This window comes from uncultured Shewanella sp., from assembly GCF_947501665.1.
Lineage (GTDB): Bacteria > Pseudomonadota > Gammaproteobacteria > Enterobacterales > Shewanellaceae > Shewanella.
The window spans coordinates 12,715-30,203 of record NZ_CANMWS010000004.1 but is presented as its reverse complement, the minus strand read 5'-3'; the positions used below and the strand labels follow the sequence as shown (position 1 = coordinate 30,203).

The window sequence follows — 17,489 nt, the reverse complement described above, 5'->3', positions numbered from 1 at the left end:
GGTAATGTTCCTTTTTAACCTTGTTTGCGTCTTTATGTTTTAAAGCACTCTTTAATGGATAATAGCTGCTCATGCTTTAGGGCATTTTTATATTCATCAATAAGTGAAGCATAGCGTGGTATTTTTGCTAAATTTTGGTTTTCTGATGGGTCTAGGTTAAGATCAAAAAAGAGGTCATCGTAATGTGAACAATGAACATATTTGTAATCATTATCTTTGATCACAGCGCTTCTGTTGAAATGGACTTTGTCTATATAATCGAAGTTTTCAAAACAAACTTTTGTTCTGTATTTATGATTGTTTTCACTTTTTACCATTAGATTAGAGAAAGACTGGCCTTGGACATTTTTGGGAATGGAAATACCTAATAATGTTAATATTGTGGGCATTAAGTCAATCGAACTGGTATAAGGTTCGGTAAATATTTTTGGGGAGCGTTTTTTAATAGATTTAGGTAGCTTAAAAATTAAAGGTACATGAAAAGATGAGTCAAAATATCCCCCTTTTTCATAAAGCCAGTTCTTTCCTAATAATTCGCCGTGGTCACTGGTGAAAATAAACATAGTGTCGTCAAATAGGTTTTTATCTTTAAGGCAACCGATGAGTCGGCCTATATGAAGATCTAATTCAGAGATAAGCGCATAATATTCTGCTTGATCTGATGCGAATTTAGCTAAAAGTTGTTTTTCGATTGTTCTGGGATGAAGACCTTGAAATTGTTGACCATAGACGTTTTCAAAGAGGGCGTGATGGAGTGGATGCATCGAAATAAAGTCTTCTAATCTTGTAGAAGGCTTTTTAATAACAAGATCTTGATAGCTGTTTGAGAAGGGATTAGGTGCAACAAATGGTGGGTGAGGTCGAAAATAAGCCAAATGTAAAAAACCGAATGATTGATGATTATTAATGAAATTGATCGCCTGATCTGTTAGAAAAGCGGTGTCACTGTTTGATGAATCGTATGGTAATATTGGTAACTTATAAATATCCATTGCCTTTGTGGGAACAGATATATTTTGTTTTCTCAAGAATTTCATCCAACTTTGTAACCCGACTTCGTGCAAATTCATATAAGTTTGGACATTAAATCCAGACATTATGTCTTCGCTCTTTTGAGATAAAGTCGAATATGTTGTATCTGTGTAACCAAACAGAGACGACGGGATCTGGTGTTTTTTCAGCTCTAATGCTAGGTTCGTTTCACTTTGCAACGGCCGACTCTTGTGGAAAGAACCATGAGTGCTAGGGTACTGTCCTGTAAAAAGGCTGGTTCTGGCTGGTCCACAGGGCGACCCTGCACTGTAATGATTCAAAAACACGAATGACTCATGAATTAAATTATCTAAATTCGGTGTATTTATTTGGTTGTTGCCCAGAGCAGCAATAGTGTCTGCACGCATTTGATCGACGCAGATTAGGATTACATTCATGTTCAAGGTATTTTTGTTTTTAAGTTGTCTTGTAGTCGCATTTTTACTTGATTCCATTCAGCCGTAATTATACTGTAAATGATGGTGTGTCTTGTTCTATGATTTCTGAGAATCATATGATTGCGAAGTGTTCCTTCTCGAATTGCTCCTATTCTTTCTATCGCCTTTTGAGAAGCAAAGTTCTTTGAATCTATAGAAAACTCAACCCTATGGACTTTCATCGATTCGAATGCAAGGGTCAGCAATAATAGTTTCGTCTCTGTATTAACATAGGTTTTTTGCCAAGAAGCTGCAATAAATGTATATCCGACTTCAACTTTTCTATGTGCGGAATTGATATTCATTAGCCGTGAAGATCCCACGACGCTATTGCTTTCTTTGTCTACAATTGCGTAAACAAAAGCCGTATTATCGGCATGCTCAATTTGAGCCTTGTCGATAAAGTCAGCGACTTCTTCCTCGTTTGGAACCATGGTTTCTGTTATTTGCCATAATTTACCGTCTTTAATTGCTTCAATGAGTGACTGCCTGTGGCAATGTGACAGCAATTCCAAACGTACCTTTTTCCCTTCCAAAAATTGTTTTGGCACTCGTTGTAACATATGCTAAATCGCTCCTTTTTGCATTAATAAGGAATTTAGGTGCTGTAATTGTTCGCTAAAGACTTTAGATTTATATAAATCACTGATTGAGATATCTACTTCAAACTCTCGGTATATAAACTGCTTTAGCTTTACTATATCCAGTGAGTTTGCCGCTAGTGTAAAAAAAGAGGTATCTTGCTGTGGCTCTGCGCCGACTAATTCCATCCACAAATGTTTAAGTTTGTATTCTGTACTGTTTTCTAAGCTTTCAGGTAAGCGGGTCATTTTCATTCAACCTTATGTTTTAAGTTGCTAAGTTTAACTTAAGTGTTGCTATCGTGTGTGAGTCTAGGATTGGAATTATAGGCTTCTTAGCATAGAAACACCGTTCCAAAGAATCCCGTTTTCGTTTTCACCGAGTTTTTCGGTCATCAACCATAAATTGCTGAATACGCCTAACTCTGGTGCGACGAAGTGATTATCATTAACATGGATAAGTTCAACTTGTTTATGATCTCCGAAAAGATTTGGTTGAACGGATGAAACTTTTACGTTTCCTTCAGTGCCTTTCCAGTTGATTTCAAAGGTTCTAAACGAGTCAGAATATTGTTTTAAAAAGCAGTCTGTTATACTGAAGTTCTGTTTGTCTAGACGTTGAGATCCTTCGTGACTTATCATTTCTCCTTCAATCTGCGTTAAACAATAATTCCAAAGTTCATTAAATAAGACTCCTGCCGAATGGTAATTTGCCGTGACTATTAGGGCGGCCTTCGTTTCTGGAAGAATTCGAACTAATACATGTTGCCGGATCCCGTCTCCGCTGAATCCAAATGAACCATCAGCATAAGCCAGCCAGCCATAGCCTAATCCACGCATGCCAGGCCATGGCCCTGAAAGTTGGTTGACTGAACGCTGCATAGCGTCAATGTGCTTTTTTGCCAAAATGCGTTGACCATTTGGCCCCACGCCACCATTTAAGTGTACTTGTGCAATAGTCATCAGCTCTCTGGCGCTAAAAGACAGGAGCCCGCCGTCGGCTGGGGTAAACTCTTTTGGTTCAAAAGAGGCATATGTTCCTTGACAGTTTTTATTAAGACATTCACCAAAGTAGGGGCTAGTTTCTTCGTGTACTTTTGGTGCAATTTCCAATGGAATCAATATTCGTTCGTTTAAGTCTTCTATCCAACTCTTATTTCGTATTTTTTCAATCAATAATGCTAATAAAACATAGCCAACATTGCTGTATGATGAATGTGTAGAAGGTGCAGAAACAAAAAGCTCCTGATTAGAATATTGGCAAACGGCCTCTATAATGTTTGTGGTTGTGAGCTTGTTATCCTGATAAAGGAAATTGGCTACTAATCCAGAACCATGCAGCAATAATTGATTGGTCGTAATGCTTAATAAATAATCCGATCGTGAACTTTGTAATTGGGGGATATAGGTGACGATAGGTTGTTCCAAATCAATCAGCTTGTCTTCCACTAACATCATAATTTGAGTAGCAGTGAGGACTTTTATCAAACAACCAATTCTAAACTGAGTATCAAAGTCATACTTGCCATCATTAAGTGAAATGTTTCCAGCGTGAGCGAATTCTTTATGATCATTTTGAATGAAAATAGCTGAGGCACCAGGCAATTCAAATTCTTTTAGTGATTGGTTAAGTGTGTGTTGTAGAGTTGAGTTTGTCATTTTCATTTAGGCCTAGAAATAAGATGAGGAGTTAAGGTTGCAAAAAACTTTTATGCCACTGTTCATCAATTAGCGTGATGACCTCTCGTATATGCATTCTATCTTGCCTAAATGTAAGAAATTCGAAATGAATAGGTCGTATAAGGTAGCCGCCCCACATGGGGGGTTTTGGAACCTCAACTGTTTCGAATTCCTTTGAGTACTTTGCTAAATTATTTGTAAGAGATACACTGTGAGATAAAGGTTGGCTTTGATTCGATGCCCATGTTGTTAATTGGGCTGAGCGAGAGCGAGATAACCAATATTGCTGTGATTGTTCAGCGTTTACTTTTGAAACTTTTCCTTTGATACGAATTTGCGTTTCAATATGCTCCCACCATACCGTTAAACCAATTTTGTTGTTTTGGGAAATTGATTTGCCTTTATTTGATTCATAGTCTGTACAGAATACAAACCCTTCTGCTGTTACTTCTTTTAAATCAACAAATCTGGAATCAGGAAAGCCGTCACTGTCCAGCGTTGAAATACAAATCGCTCCTTTTTGCTGTAAGGTACTGTCGGCTCGAGCCACTTTATATAGTGCCTGAAATTTCTCTATTGGGTTGATTTTCATTATTATCCTGTTCACTTCGACATTTTCATAGAATATTTTTGGCCTATAGAGTATTCATCAATAGGCCTGTTGAACTGATCTTTGACATGGTTTTAGTCAAAAATCTTTTGTGAAAGCTCTTCTTTAGTTATCTCGTTGAAATCATTTAATCTTTCTAAAAATAATTCATTGAGATTTTCATCGGCTTTCTCTTCGATGAGTTTTGCTGTGTAACCCACATGGAGTAATTCATCTTTGAGCAAAGAGCGGGAAATAGTGGACATTCGTTCTTGGTTTTCCTCAGGGCAAAACTTTTCTAACGCTTTTCTTTGCAGCATATGGTGCATAGCGGTTCTTATTTCAGCGATATTCATTTGAATGTAGTCGTCAATAGAAGGTTTGCGGGCATACTCTGAATTTTCCACAATTTTAGGTTCTTGAGTTAAGGCATAATGTGGTGACAATTTTTCTTCTAACTCTGCACGGAAGTCAGGCTCTATTGCATCAGGAAAGGTGTAATCCAACATCTTTAAATACATAGTGGAGTGGCGCGATTCATCAACGGCATGGCGTTTAACCAGCTCTTTTTCTTTTTCATTATCGCAGCATGCCGCCATCGACCAAAGTCTGGTGGCCCCATCACCTTCTCGTTCAGAGTTAGTCACGAGGGATGTTGCGAACCATTGCTCATCCTTGGAGGCTTCTCTAAATGCATCACCATAACTCTTTTTGTCGAATTCTGGTTTTAGCCTATGTACAGCATACTCCACGGCGGCAAGATATTTAGGGTAGTCATGGATGTCTCCATTATGAGATAAAGAAAGGTGAGCGACATTGACGAATTGGTCATATTCCGTCTTTGCTTCTATTAGGTTATCTACATTCATTTTCTTTCCTTGGTTTTGATTGAATTGATGGTGCAATTAATTATTGTGCTAGGCACAAACAGTTTTGGCTTGATCATTATTTGCTTTGATAATTGATGCAGTATTTGCCGAGGCTTTTCCGATACAAATTGTGGACATTCTAGCTTGATGTTCTTTATATTTTTTCTTCCATGCGACGGGATCCCGTTGATAGATCTTCTGATTGTAATCATCTAGAAATGCTTCGACGATTCGCTCTAGCGTGGAGCCATCTATGTCGGTTAGTTTTAGCGTCGATTGGGCTGTATCAATATAAAGAGAACCCTCATAAGAAATGGAACCATTTTGCAGTGAAACTTCAAAAAGCTCAGAACCAGGCAAAGCTTGAGCAATGAAAACGTTGATAGAATTAAATGGTAATTTTTCTACATACTTAAAGCCTTTCTCTATTTCTTCTATTGTTTCTCCTGGCATGCCAACGACTAATGTTCCATGCATTAATATTTCTCTTTTTTGCAGGTAGTCCATTAAAATGGGCACTCTTTGTAACTTCACCGGTTTGCGATGCTTTTCTTTAAGGGTATCGGCGTTGCCACTGTCTAAGGATAAGGTTATTTGGTAGAGACCTGAACGTATCATCGCATCTAGCACTTGTTCATCTAAGGTGTTGAGCATAATTCCATTGGGTGTACACCATTTGATGTTGAGTTTTTCTAATTCGTTAAATAAAGCAATTGAGCGTTTTTTATCAAAAGTTAAGTTGTCATCTGCAAACTGTATTTCATCGATACCATACTTTTTTTGGTAGTATTTGATTTCTTCGATAACATTTTCAACGCTTCTTCCGCGATAGGCTTTATTGAAGTTAGTACTTGAACAAAATGTACATCCAATTGGGCAGCCCCTAGACGTATATATCTGCATAACGCGATTACCCCTAGGATAGGGTGAAAAAGGGACATTGTGATGGAAGTACTTTTCAAGTGGTAGTTTGTGATAGGCTGGAAAAGGAAGATCATCTAAATCTTGGATTTGTTCGTACTGAGGGTTAATAAATAGTTCATCTTCACTCCAGCCAACTAACCCATCTGAATGAACATTTACTCGTCCTTGCTGCAGATCTTTGATTAATTCAATGAGGCGAAATTCGCCTTCTCCTCGAATGACAAAGTCGATAATGGGTTTGTCATTATAATAGCCTGCATCTTTAATAAATCGTTCAGGGTATATTGAGGCGTGCATTCCTCCAGCTACCACTATTTTCTCACTTGCGACTTGTTTGACAATTTTTGCGTATTGATAGAGGTTGTCGATATCCGATGAATAAATCATTGAAAAACAGATAACATCATGTTCGCTATTTTTGATACGCGCAGCGAATTCTGTTTCAGTAATACCAAGTCTATAGATTTTTGGTGCGATAAGTGTTTCAGTGTTATAGCCTTCGACGATACAATCCAAAATATCAACTTTATGATTAAACTTCAGTAGATTAGCAGCTATATAGCATAAGCCAAGAGGAGGTATCAGACGTTTCACTGCACCTTCGTACATACACATTGGGGGCAATACAAGTAAAACACTGAGTGCTTTGTTAGATTTTGAACCTAGAGATTGGTACTTAGGTGCCTTTCTCGAGCATGGGGTGCTGGATGTTTCATCTTTTGTTCCTAAGTACTCTCGAAGTGCACTTTTTTGAGGGATATTTTTCTCCAGAGCCGTTTGTTTTAATACTCTTACCGGAATAACCTCTGTACCTTTATTATGCATTGACTTTTCCCTCTTGCTCTAAACTTGTCACGACTGTTTCGAATGGAGATATTCGTATATTATTGTTGAAACCGAATCTGCTACGTTAGAAGGAGATCCGCAGGCGTCGACAACTCGCCAATGATGCTTGCGACTCCATACTTGAAGTTGATTTCTAATTTTATTTTGATGATGAATAAAGCTCTCACATGAGAGGCTTGAGTTCATACCGCATTCGTAAGCGTTGAGGTCAATCTTTGTTGGTGTTGACTTACGTTGGTAGGCTATTTCAGGCGACAGATCTAAACATATGGTTAGATCTGCTTTTGGTAGTAGTTCAATAGAATTTTCAACGAAACTCTCAGGTAGGCCATAGGCTATTTCTGATGCGGCGTGTTTCATCCAGTAACTGTCTATGAAAGTGATTGTAGGAGAAGCAGGATCATAGTCTTCAAGCACGCTATATATTGTCCAGAGAATGAAAAGGAATCGTGAGGGGCCTTTCATTTCACTGACACACTCTTTTAGTTCTTTCAAGGGAGAGCGAATAAATCGACTTTGAGAAAAGTTTGATGTGTTTAATATATCCCAGCGGTCAACTGTCTCTAACTTTTGCCCAGTTTTCAACACTTCTTCTTTAATGACTTTTGATACTGTGCTTTTCCCAGTGCCATCTGGGCCTGTGAGTGCTACTAGCATTTTTCCTCCGTTGGAAACTTGAGATCAATTGCTGTTTCATAAGGGGAAAAATAGGTACCTTTTAAGCCTTTACTTAAAATTTGCTTGGTTTCCTGATTCAAGAAAGTCGAAACAGAGCAAATGACAGATTCGACTCCTAGGTGAACTAATCGCATTGCTGAATCGACTTTACCTTGCATTCCATTGGTGACATCTAATTTTTGAGATTCAAATATAGAATGACAAATTGCTTCATAATCTGTTGGAGTGATTCTTTTATATATTTGATTCTTTGATGCGTCATACACTCCGTCGATATCAGAAACAAAAATACTTTGCCCTGATGGGTACATAGTTGCAATCAGTTCAGGAACTCGATCGCTGCCAAATATCATTTGCCCTTTCTCTAAGTCAAAGGCGACTCCTCCTGTTAATAAAGGAATATGGTTTAATTTAAAGCAATTTGTAATTGGATCATCAAATACTCGCTCTATTTGTCCATTTCGACTCACAAATAGAGAGTTGGATTGAAATGGACTAAAATCGACCGACTCTTCATAACCCACCTCCATAAACTCCTGTACTAATTGATATAAAGAAAGAGTTAACCTAGAAAACTGTTGGAGATTGGAATAACTGCCTGCATTCGCTAAATTGTACTGATGAACAGAAGGGTGCCCAAAAGAGCCTCCTCCCAAAATCAATACTATCGGTCTTGTTGATTGCTGTTTGAGCTTTTTGATTTTTTTTATTAAATGACGACAGGTTTCTTTTTCTAGGGTATAGGGCTTTTGCCTATCCGTGATGATACTGCCGCCCAATTTAATGATTAAAGGATTATTTAGCATCATTGATTATTAGGTCTCTTGTTTAATGGCAGATTGAAATGCTGATGTTAATGATTCAATATCTTTAATGGATATATCACCGATACAACCCACTCTGAAATAATTAATGTTATTGATGACACCTGGGTAAATGACCAAACCTTTTTGTTTCAACTCGCTATACAGCTTGTTAAAGTCGTCAATATTGGTTCCCATCAAGTAGGAAACGATAATCGGGGAGTGCGTTGATTCTTGTAATAATGCTTTGAATCCTAGTGAGGTCATTTTTTGGGTGAGAAATTGATAGTTTTGTTTATAACGTTTAGCTCTTGCTTTAACACCGCCTTGGCGATGAAAAAGGCTTAAAGCAGTATTGAACGCGGCGACTACGTGAGTCGGTGGTGAAAAGCGCCATTGGCTTTTTTCTTCCATGTATTGCCATTGACTGAATAGATCAAAACTTATTGAGGTACAGTTGTCTTTCGAGTCAATGAGTTGTTTTTCTTTTATAAAAACAAAAGTGATTCCAGGTACACTTTCGAGGCATTTATTGGCTGATCCGATTAATGCGACGGTTGAAGAAGAGAAGGATGGGTAAGTCATTCCTCCAAATGTAGAAACAGTATCAGCAATGAGTTTTAACTTATTTTTATGTGAAAATTGATCAGCCCAAACAATATCATTTAATATTCCCGTACTGGTCTCACAGTGGACAAAAGTAACATAATCAAATTCAGAGTAATCGAGATCTAAATTGTCGAGAGACTTTTCATTTATTGGTTGGTCAAATGGAAGTGAAATTAATTCAATTTGGTATCCTGCTAATTTCGCTATTTGATACATCCTATCGCCGTACACTCCATTTGATAGGGCAAGTATACGTTCTTGTTTTTTGACCAGAGTGGTAATCGTAGCTTCAATTGCAAAAGTAGAGGGACCTTGTAAAAGAACACAGGCATATGCGTGGTCAAATTGATAAATCTTTTCAAGATTATTTAAAACAGATCGCGTTATGGCTTCAAAATCGACATCTCTTGAGGGCCAATCATGTAACATAGACGCTTTAGTCTCAGAGGCTGTTGACAAAGGACCTGGGGTAAATAATTTATAAGTCATTATGTTCCATCTCGAATTGTCTATCATTTTTAATGATTTGTGCGAGGAGGGTTTGTTGTATATACCTTAGGTCTTCTTGATTATCACACTCGGCGAAAACCATATCCTGGTCGACAGCCACGATCAAAAGTGATTCTAAATTGAAAAAATATTGCCATATTTCTTCGTGTTCAGATTTTTTTTTGGCGTAACCAAATGCTTTTTGAGATAGGGGAGAGCCACACAGCCATGTTGTGAGATTTTTTAATAAAGATAGGTCGTTTTCCACAATTTTTATTATGCCTAAGCTTTCCCCTGCTAATTTGAGTTTATTAGCGATTTTCGGTGATATTCCTTTACCAATAAGTTTAGGTTTGTTCTGTTGTAGATAGACTCTTACCTCTTCCTCATCTTTGGATATGTTAGGCGTGACGAATAAGGATGAACCTAGATTGGATTGAACAATAAATTTTGCTAGTTTTTTTTCAAAAATAATGTCTCCATCCAGAATAAAAAGTTCATCGACTAATTGAGTTGAATTTTCCTCAATAAAGTTTAATGCATAGCTTAAACTTAAAGAGGAACCGGTATGCTTGACGTCCGAATAATTGGTCACTAATGATACGTTGGTATTTTCAAACGGCCTAAACTGCTGGCTGTTTTGAGCATTAACAACTAATACAAAGTTATCGATGCCACTTTCTTTCAGTAATCTTATGTTTCTTTCTATTAAGGTGAAGGATTCATTAGAATCAGGTTCTTTAAAAGGTATTAGAGATTTGGGTAGATCTTTTCCCATTCTTTTTCCAATACCCGCCAGAAGTATAATGGCAGTCCGATTAATCTTTGATGCATGTTTACGTAAATCTTGTACTGTTGGTTGATGAGTCTCTTTAATCGGATATTTTAAGTGACTGATAAATTGATTTGACCAACAACTAATATCATTAAAGATATGGTGGTTTTGTCTTGGTCTTGCGGCCCCTATTTGAAAAAAGTATTTCCCTTCTGTTGGTGGACCTAATAGTGTTATACCTGATTCAGCAATACCATCTTTGTTAACAGGTTTGAACTGGTCGGTTAGCTGAAGGCCTCCTGGCTGAAATGGACTTTCTGTTTCATGTTTATTTTCCCAAAGAGTCACTAAACCCCGATCTAACATATTTTGATATAGAGGTGTGATATCGTTCTCAGCGTGAAATTCGTGTATTTTGGCGTTGATAATGATATTTGCGATAAAAGCGTGCTTTCCATCACCATCGCTAATGGTATATCCCTTTGTTGAGGATGTCTTGATGACAGGATTGTAACCTAATGAAATATCTAGTACTTCTGCTTTTACTAGCGCTAACATCTTCTGCATGACCTCTAAACTCGCGCCATTACCAAGCCTATTGTGGATCCGCATATATTTATGTAGGAAAGTTTTATGCGAAGAAGGCGTTAACCCACCATCGTCTATCGCATAAGCCATAACTTGTCTTAAGTCTCGCCATACTCCGTCACAAAGCGCTTTTACAGGGTTGTCTAAGTTATTCTGTTTCGCGTTTTTGATGTCCTTTTCCATGAACTCGATAATGGCTTTAGTATATTCAGGCCCTGATAGATTGGCTTTAATGGGGTGGTTGATTTTTTCCCAAGAATATTTATGAGCGCGAATATTCTTGTCGTGATCCCATGGAGAGGTGAGTTGTTCATATATTATTGAAAACACGCTTGAATTGAGTGGGGAACCTTGAAGCTCTGTGTGTAAATTTATGCCGCTATAGTACTTAAAGTAGTGGATAGCTGCGGAGCGAATAAGCTCATCGGTAAATAATGACGGTGATTGATAAGTTTGATTGAGTATCGACTCGATTGTGTGAATAAGATTATCAACGACTTCATTAATTATATTTTCAAAATATAGCGCAGCCTTTTCTCCGTTTCTGCTGTGTTCTAAATTCGCCTTGATAAAACTGTCAACGTCGGATCCTACAGTCCTTTTTATATGTTCACCGAATTGTTCACCAAAAAGCGTTTTATAATACAAATACGATTGTTCAAGTCGTATGAGAGGCCAAAGGTGTAATTCAAAATCTAATTTGTTAAACTTCCCTATGCCGCGATATTTTCGCAGTTGATCAATTATACGTTGATGAAAGAAAAAGCCTTTGTGCTCGAGGTTTTGTATATCTCTTTCTTTTTCATTGTGAGGGCGAGTCATGGTAAACAGTCCACTTCGGCTAAACCCAATCAATTTGGGTTCCCTACCAGAAGGAATATAGATATATTCTTGCGAACTATTCTTTTTGAATTGACCTCCACTTCCTTCCGTCAAATACAAGAATACGTCAATTGCGGTTAGCCCTAATCCTTGAACAGCTACAGTTTGAGAAGCATCTATATTTTGTAAATTATCAACCAAAGGGTAGGCATAGTTGATAAAATCAATATTCTCATTTTGCTGCGCATGAGCCGCTAAGATCTTATATGGTGCCGAGCTTTCAGGATGATTAGCAGAGTGCCCAGTGGCAAGCAGCAATTGATCACATAAAATGTCTGGGTGTTGATTGGAAACAACCTTAAATTGTTCGCCAACTTTCTCTATATCAAATACCTCACCCTTTATTAGGTTTACCGTTACATGATCGAGGTTATTTAATAACGTAATATACTCGTCAAAATGTATTTTTAAGGCTTCTCCATGAAGCGCTCGTTTGGGCCAATCTTGAGACCCCAATTGATATCTGTTGTCTTTTGTTTCTTGGTATTTATTTAGGCACCATTCACTTAACGTTAATCTGTATTTTGGGGGTAAAAGCGGCCCTGCGTTTACATTTGATTCATCTGCAGCAAAACAAACTTGTCCCGCGATTCTGTTGAGAAAGCTTGTTTTAGATTGAGTTGGGCTATGGACTTCTCCAGAACCGAAGTGCCCTGTTTTATCGAAAATGTATATGGTGCATGGACGTAACCTTTCTCTAAAATGGTTAAAGTTAGCGGCTAGGCGTTCAATTGCGTAGGTACACGTTGGGCCGGCACCGATTATTGCTAAAACGCAAGGTTGATCATTATTGATTGCAGACATTATCTTAAATCTTACCTATGTTGTTTCAGGTATTTTCTGAATCGAAGTGCAACTTCGACTGGTTGAACGCTGGGTCTGGCTAAATTCTTTAAACTGCCAGACTCAATCTTCATATGGACTAACGTTGGCCCTTTTACCTCAAGAGCCGCTTGAACCGCATCTTTAAAGCCTTCAATACAGTTTGCTTTATAGATGTTTCGGTATCCACACGCTTGTGCAATTAGAGCAAAGTCCGTTGTTTGTGCACTTGTCTGTTGACCGCCGGTTGAATCATATGTTTCATTATCTAAAATGATATGGATGAGGTTTTCTGGTGACTGATGTCCAATGGTTGCTAGATTTCCAAGCTTCATTAGTGCGGCGCCGTCACCGTCAATTACCACGACTTTAAGTGGCGTGTTAAGTGAAATACCTAATCCAAGTGCAGAAGCACACCCCATAGAGCCTACTTGATAGAAAAAGTTTGATTGATCTGAAATTGTAAATAATTCTCTGCCTGTTTTACCCGTGCTCGCAATGACCACTGCGTTATCGGGCAGTAAATTCAAACATGTTTCAATTGCTCTAAAGCGAATAGGGCGTTGATCTGAGCGTTGAAAGTCAAAGCGATTGGCTTGACATATTTGTCTGGTGCTAGACTCATTGATTTTTTCTGTTATTAATAGGTCGTTTGGAATAATTAATGCGTGCGACATTCTGTCGGCGAGTTTATTTGAAAGCTCTTTAAATATTGTTCCAAGTCGCTTTTGACTAGCGTCAATTACATCATAACCGATATTTAGCAATGATAATAACGACGGTGTAATACTGCCCATAAGTTGATGTTGTGGCTCATCTTTTCTCCCTGGTTGACCTCGCCAAGTTACCATTAGTGCCAGCGGTATTTGAAACGTTTGATTGAGAGAGGTTAAGGGGTTCACGGCATTGCCCAGCCCAGAATTTTGCATCATAACACCTGCATTTATACCTGCTAACCATGCGCCACTTGCTATTCCAATCGCTTCTCCTTCAGAGGTGGCCGTTACATTTTTAATGACTGCATGTGTATCGAATGCGTTGTACAAGGGGGTCATGATAGAGCAAGGTACAGAGGCCCAAAAATTGATACTTTGCTTTTCGACACCGTCTATGATTGCCGAATTCATGCTGTTTTGGCCTCTGAATATTTTGCGAATTCTAAATCAATTGCTGTATTGATATCTATCCAGCCGCCATTTAGGTAAACACATTTTGCATGGACACCATTTTTCAGCAATGTGTCAATTAAGTCATTAATGGAAGCATTTTTGTTGTCCGCAATTATGCGTGTAAGTGTGCTTTTAACATTGTCTAATCCATTTTCTGTCACTTTCAATAATCCTATCCATTGCCCGTGGGCATTTTTGGTATTATCTTCATTTACAACAGATTTAACTTTGGGGGAACTGTCTTTAAATGGATTGGGAGAAAAAGCTGACGAACAACGAACAAAGCATCCTTTATGGTTTTCTATCTTTTCGTTGCTTTTATCTATGTATAACACGATATCCGCATCAGTCTCATCCTTTGCTAATTCCGTTAGTATGTGCTCATCTAGCAAAAGATCACCATAACAAACGATCGTAGACTCTCTTAATTGGTCAATTGCACAATTCAGTGAATAACATTCACCAGTCGATTCATAGCTATCGTTTTTAATGTTTCTTACATCGAATTTGTCTAGTTGTTGGCTAGCGTAACCAGACACCACTGATATATCTAAAATGCCTTTATTTCTAAAACGTTGTATATTGTGTTGTAGAAGGGGCTTACCATTTATTTCGAGTAAACATTTAGGCTGTTTTTTGGTCATATCCTTAAGGTATTCACCGCGGGATGCGGCCAAAAATATGATATTTTTGGGGTCCAATGTGGGGACATATTTTTTTTCTATATGCTCCATTTCATGTTCACCACTGAGACGAAAAATCTCTGTTAAAGGCGCGACTTCTTTTTCGATTGGGAGCAGAGATTTAGAGTTATAAACAGCCTTAGCTGTATCTTGAACGGCTTTAACAGAAGCTCGCAGTGAGTGGTTTGCCCATATTACTGTAGATATTCCTGCCTGTTCAAATCTTTCAGGAGGCGTATTGTAATACTTTGTCGGAACGATCACTACGGGGCAAGGGGTATCAAATAACTCGCAAAATTCTAGGATTTCATTAGCATGAGAAGCTTTAGAATGAATTAAAATCGCATCTGCACCTGCTTCATAGTACGCTTTTGCGCGACGCAAAGCTTCATTTACTCCCCAGCCAGAAATAAGTGCTTCTGTTCTGGCAACAATAACAAAGTCATCATTTACTTTACTGTCGACACCTGCTTTTAATTTAGCGGTAAATTCTGCCACAGACGCCAGTTCTTGCTTCTCGCCAATGAAAGAATTCTTTTTTGGGAAAATCTTGTCTTCAATACAGCAGCCTGAAATATTTCGTTGTCCAAGCTTCTTAACGACTCGACGAAAACTATTATAGTCACCATAACCGGTGTCTGCGTCTAGTAATATTGGGCAGTCTACGGCATCGGTCATATATTCAACAGTGTCTAAGACTTGTGTCCATGAAATTTCGTTTCGATCTCTAACCCCTAAAGATGAAGAAATAGTTAAACCGGAAGCCCAAATCCCTGAAAAACCTGTTTCTTCGATGATTTTTGCGGAGATTGCATTGTGTGCCTCCATTAAATATTCGGTGTGTGGGGAGGTTATGATTTCTTTCAGCGTTCGTTTTTTTTGTTGTTTTTTCATTTTTTTTCCCTAAATAGCTGAATTCGAGGGTTTTCAAAGTAGTCGTTTTTACTGCTATAAATTTGTGAGCATTAATCTTTTGCTAATAATCCTGTTTGGTCGAATGCTTTTAAAAGTTTATTCAAAGTGTTCCTTTCTTCGACACCTATTTTCTTTTGGAAAACATTCGATAATGCTTCTTCCTCGTGTGTTTTTCCGTTAAATTGCATGACTAAGCTTAATTCAGTTGAAGATAGGGATAGCACTTCATCAAATTCATTTAATCTAGCCATAAAAATTTCGTCGTCATTGATATGAAAATCAACATCAAATTCTAATAGCGGCAGAGTTGAGTAGCCGATATTGTCTGAGTTAGGCAGAGGGAAATTAGTAATTACTTTGAAGAACTTAAATACATGTGGATGAACCAACTTAATTTCAGCATATAAAAATACCCATCTACAAAAAGTAAATATTTCGTGGGCTTGCTCAAGGATTGCTTGGGGTGTGTGTTCGGGTATTTTATGGAGATGCCATACAATATCATCAGCATTTTTACTTTTAAATCTCTGATCCAGTTCTGAAAGGCCAATGTCAGGTAATGATTCTAAAAGTCGACTCCGCCATTTTGCCATTGGATTGGTAATATAATGGGATGCAAGTAAGGCATCAATGGCATGTCCTAAAAGCTCGATGGCTGCGTATGTTATTGAACGGTAATCTTGCCTTTGTTTATGCCCAACGACATCGACTTGAATTGATCTCGCAGTATGACGTGCACAATGGAGCTTAAGGCGTGATAATTCTATTTCATCATATTTAACGATCTGATTTTGTTTTTTATTATCAGAGTCATCTAAATATATACCTTTGAGATAACGATGAAGCAATTTACGTTCTTCTGAAGAAAAGTTTGCGGCAAATGTTTTGCCCCATCCTCCTTGAATCCAGCCTTTAAAGCGAGTCACTAGCTCTTGAACAGCAGCACGGTGAACAATTTCCATATCAACTAAACATTTACCATTCACCCAAGCAATACTGCCGTTTTTCGAAATAGATTTAGGATCACGATCGGTTACGAGGATGAGGTCCATATCAGATTTTAGCGTCGCCAGACCTTCTGATAGAGAGCCAACTACGATTAAAGTATCCTCTTCTACGAGCTGTCCTTCCTCATTTGCAGAGGCCAACACTTGCTCAATTGAAGTTTGCTTTTTTCTCAGAAATTCTTCTAAATCCATAATTGTTTACTGCTTTGTCTAATTAGTTTTCCGATTTTTATTAAATGGGAAAAGAAACGTTCGCAATTTGAATACGGGATATCAAAGGCGATGCTTTATTTTGCTAATATAAAAATACTTGGGTAGAATGCTGGCCGCCTAATTAGATGGTCAGCACTCAATATATTAGTATTTATCGATTCATAAATTTATGAAGCAGATAATTACTTAGTTGTATTTGGCTTGAATGGAGCGTTTACAGCTACGAAGCCCTTGTCAGCTTTTACTGAACCTTTTGAGCCAACCTGACACATTTGAAGTTTGCCATTTTCAAATTTACCAGAGATCTTTACATTTGATTTTTGCATTTCAATTTCCTTATATACATTAATACAAAATTTTTATGAGTTGATAATTTAAGAAAGGATTGCTTTGTAAAATCTTCGTTTAAAAATAACAGCATTTAGAACGATAGATTAAAAGTCCTAATTTACCTTGCACCACTTTAATAAAAGTTGCTATTAATCAAATCAATTTTTTAAAAGTATAGAACTTTAAAAGTTTGAGTTTGATAACACCAAAGTTTAATTAATTTGGCATATAGTCCATTAGTCAGTATTTAAGACGCTACTTCAACTGTTAGTAGTACTTAAGAAGTAGTGCTTAACGATCTGTTACCATTCCTTTTATATCAACAGGTTATTGCGCCGTAAAATCATGGCGAGCATACATAAAACCATATGTGAATTTATTTTACAACAAAAAAAACCTATATTTTAACATTGTTAGGCTCAAGTCATTGAAGCTATGGCTTCAAGTTACCTAAAAAACATTACGAATGAAAGATAAGATGGATAGGGTTATAGGAAAAAATAGAAATGGGTAAATACTGCTTACTCATTACTTAATTTCCTAGCCATTTAAATCTAAGAGTAACGGT

The 17,489-nt window shown here is 37.7% G+C and carries 15 protein-coding genes; all 15 read right to left on the bottom strand.

Annotated features, from left to right (window positions below; genetic code table 11):
• Positions 1–32 precede the first annotated feature (32 nt).
• On the bottom strand, positions 33–1,487 hold the full coding sequence (locus Q0976_RS03770) for a sulfatase-like hydrolase/transferase (RefSeq protein WP_299491128.1): 1,455 nt from the start codon (positions 1,485–1,487) through the stop codon (positions 33–35).
• Positions 1,433–2,032 (bottom strand): GNAT family protein, encoded by a 600-nt coding sequence (locus Q0976_RS03765; RefSeq protein WP_299491126.1) that lies wholly within the window; start codon positions 2,030–2,032, stop codon positions 1,433–1,435. The genes Q0976_RS03770 and Q0976_RS03765 overlap by 55 nt, the downstream gene beginning before the upstream one ends.
• Positions 2,033–2,035: 3 nt before the next feature.
• Positions 2,036–2,299 (bottom strand): acyl carrier protein, encoded by a 264-nt coding sequence (locus Q0976_RS03760; protein WP_299491124.1) that lies wholly within the window; start codon positions 2,297–2,299, stop codon positions 2,036–2,038.
• A gap of 75 nt (positions 2,300–2,374) precedes the next feature.
• Positions 2,375–3,709, bottom strand: coding sequence for a serine hydrolase domain-containing protein (locus Q0976_RS03755; protein ID WP_299491123.1), 1,335 nt, complete (start codon positions 3,707–3,709; stop codon positions 2,375–2,377).
• 31 nt (positions 3,710–3,740) lie between these two features.
• On the bottom strand, positions 3,741–4,337 hold the full coding sequence (gene pdxH, locus Q0976_RS03750; protein WP_299491120.1) for a pyridoxamine 5'-phosphate oxidase: 597 nt from the start codon (positions 4,335–4,337) through the stop codon (positions 3,741–3,743).
• A 77-nt stretch (positions 4,338–4,414) separates the two neighbouring features.
• Positions 4,415–5,188, bottom strand: coding sequence for a hypothetical protein (locus Q0976_RS03745; protein WP_299491118.1), 774 nt, complete (start codon positions 5,186–5,188; stop codon positions 4,415–4,417).
• Positions 5,189–5,236: 48 nt separating this feature from the next.
• A complete protein-coding gene (locus Q0976_RS03740) occupies positions 5,237–6,937 on the bottom strand; it encodes an Sden_1168 family B12-binding radical SAM P-methyltransferase (RefSeq protein ID WP_299491116.1) in 1,701 nt (566 codons plus the stop codon).
• A 27-nt stretch (positions 6,938–6,964) separates the two neighbouring features.
• On the bottom strand, positions 6,965–7,615 hold the full coding sequence (locus Q0976_RS03735) for a hypothetical protein (RefSeq protein WP_299491114.1): 651 nt from the start codon (positions 7,613–7,615) through the stop codon (positions 6,965–6,967).
• Positions 7,609–8,445, bottom strand: coding sequence for an isopentenyl phosphate kinase (locus Q0976_RS03730; RefSeq protein ID WP_299491112.1), 837 nt, complete (start codon positions 8,443–8,445; stop codon positions 7,609–7,611). Before Q0976_RS03730 ends, Q0976_RS03735 begins: the two co-directional genes overlap by 7 nt.
• A gap of 6 nt (positions 8,446–8,451) precedes the next feature.
• Positions 8,452–9,537, bottom strand: coding sequence for a 2-aminoethylphosphonate--pyruvate transaminase (locus Q0976_RS03725; protein WP_299491111.1), 1,086 nt, complete (start codon positions 9,535–9,537; stop codon positions 8,452–8,454).
• Entirely contained in the window at positions 9,527–12,586 is a 3,060-nt protein-coding gene (locus Q0976_RS03720; RefSeq protein WP_299491109.1) for an Sden_1164 family protein, read from the bottom strand. Before Q0976_RS03720 ends, Q0976_RS03725 begins: the two co-directional genes overlap by 11 nt.
• Positions 12,587–12,597: 11 nt before the next feature.
• Positions 12,598–13,731, bottom strand: coding sequence for a phosphonopyruvate decarboxylase (gene aepY / locus Q0976_RS03715; RefSeq protein ID WP_299491107.1), 1,134 nt, complete (start codon positions 13,729–13,731; stop codon positions 12,598–12,600).
• Positions 13,728–15,350, bottom strand: coding sequence for a phosphoenolpyruvate mutase (gene aepX, locus Q0976_RS03710; protein ID WP_299491105.1), 1,623 nt, complete (start codon positions 15,348–15,350; stop codon positions 13,728–13,730). The genes aepY and aepX overlap by 4 nt, the downstream gene beginning before the upstream one ends.
• A gap of 71 nt (positions 15,351–15,421) precedes the next feature.
• Positions 15,422–16,570, bottom strand: coding sequence for a hypothetical protein (locus Q0976_RS03705; protein WP_299491103.1), 1,149 nt, complete (start codon positions 16,568–16,570; stop codon positions 15,422–15,424).
• A 203-nt stretch (positions 16,571–16,773) separates the two neighbouring features.
• A complete protein-coding gene (locus Q0976_RS03700) occupies positions 16,774–16,917 on the bottom strand; it encodes a hypothetical protein (RefSeq protein WP_298773175.1) in 144 nt (47 codons plus the stop codon).
• Positions 16,918–17,489: the final 572 nt, after the last annotated feature.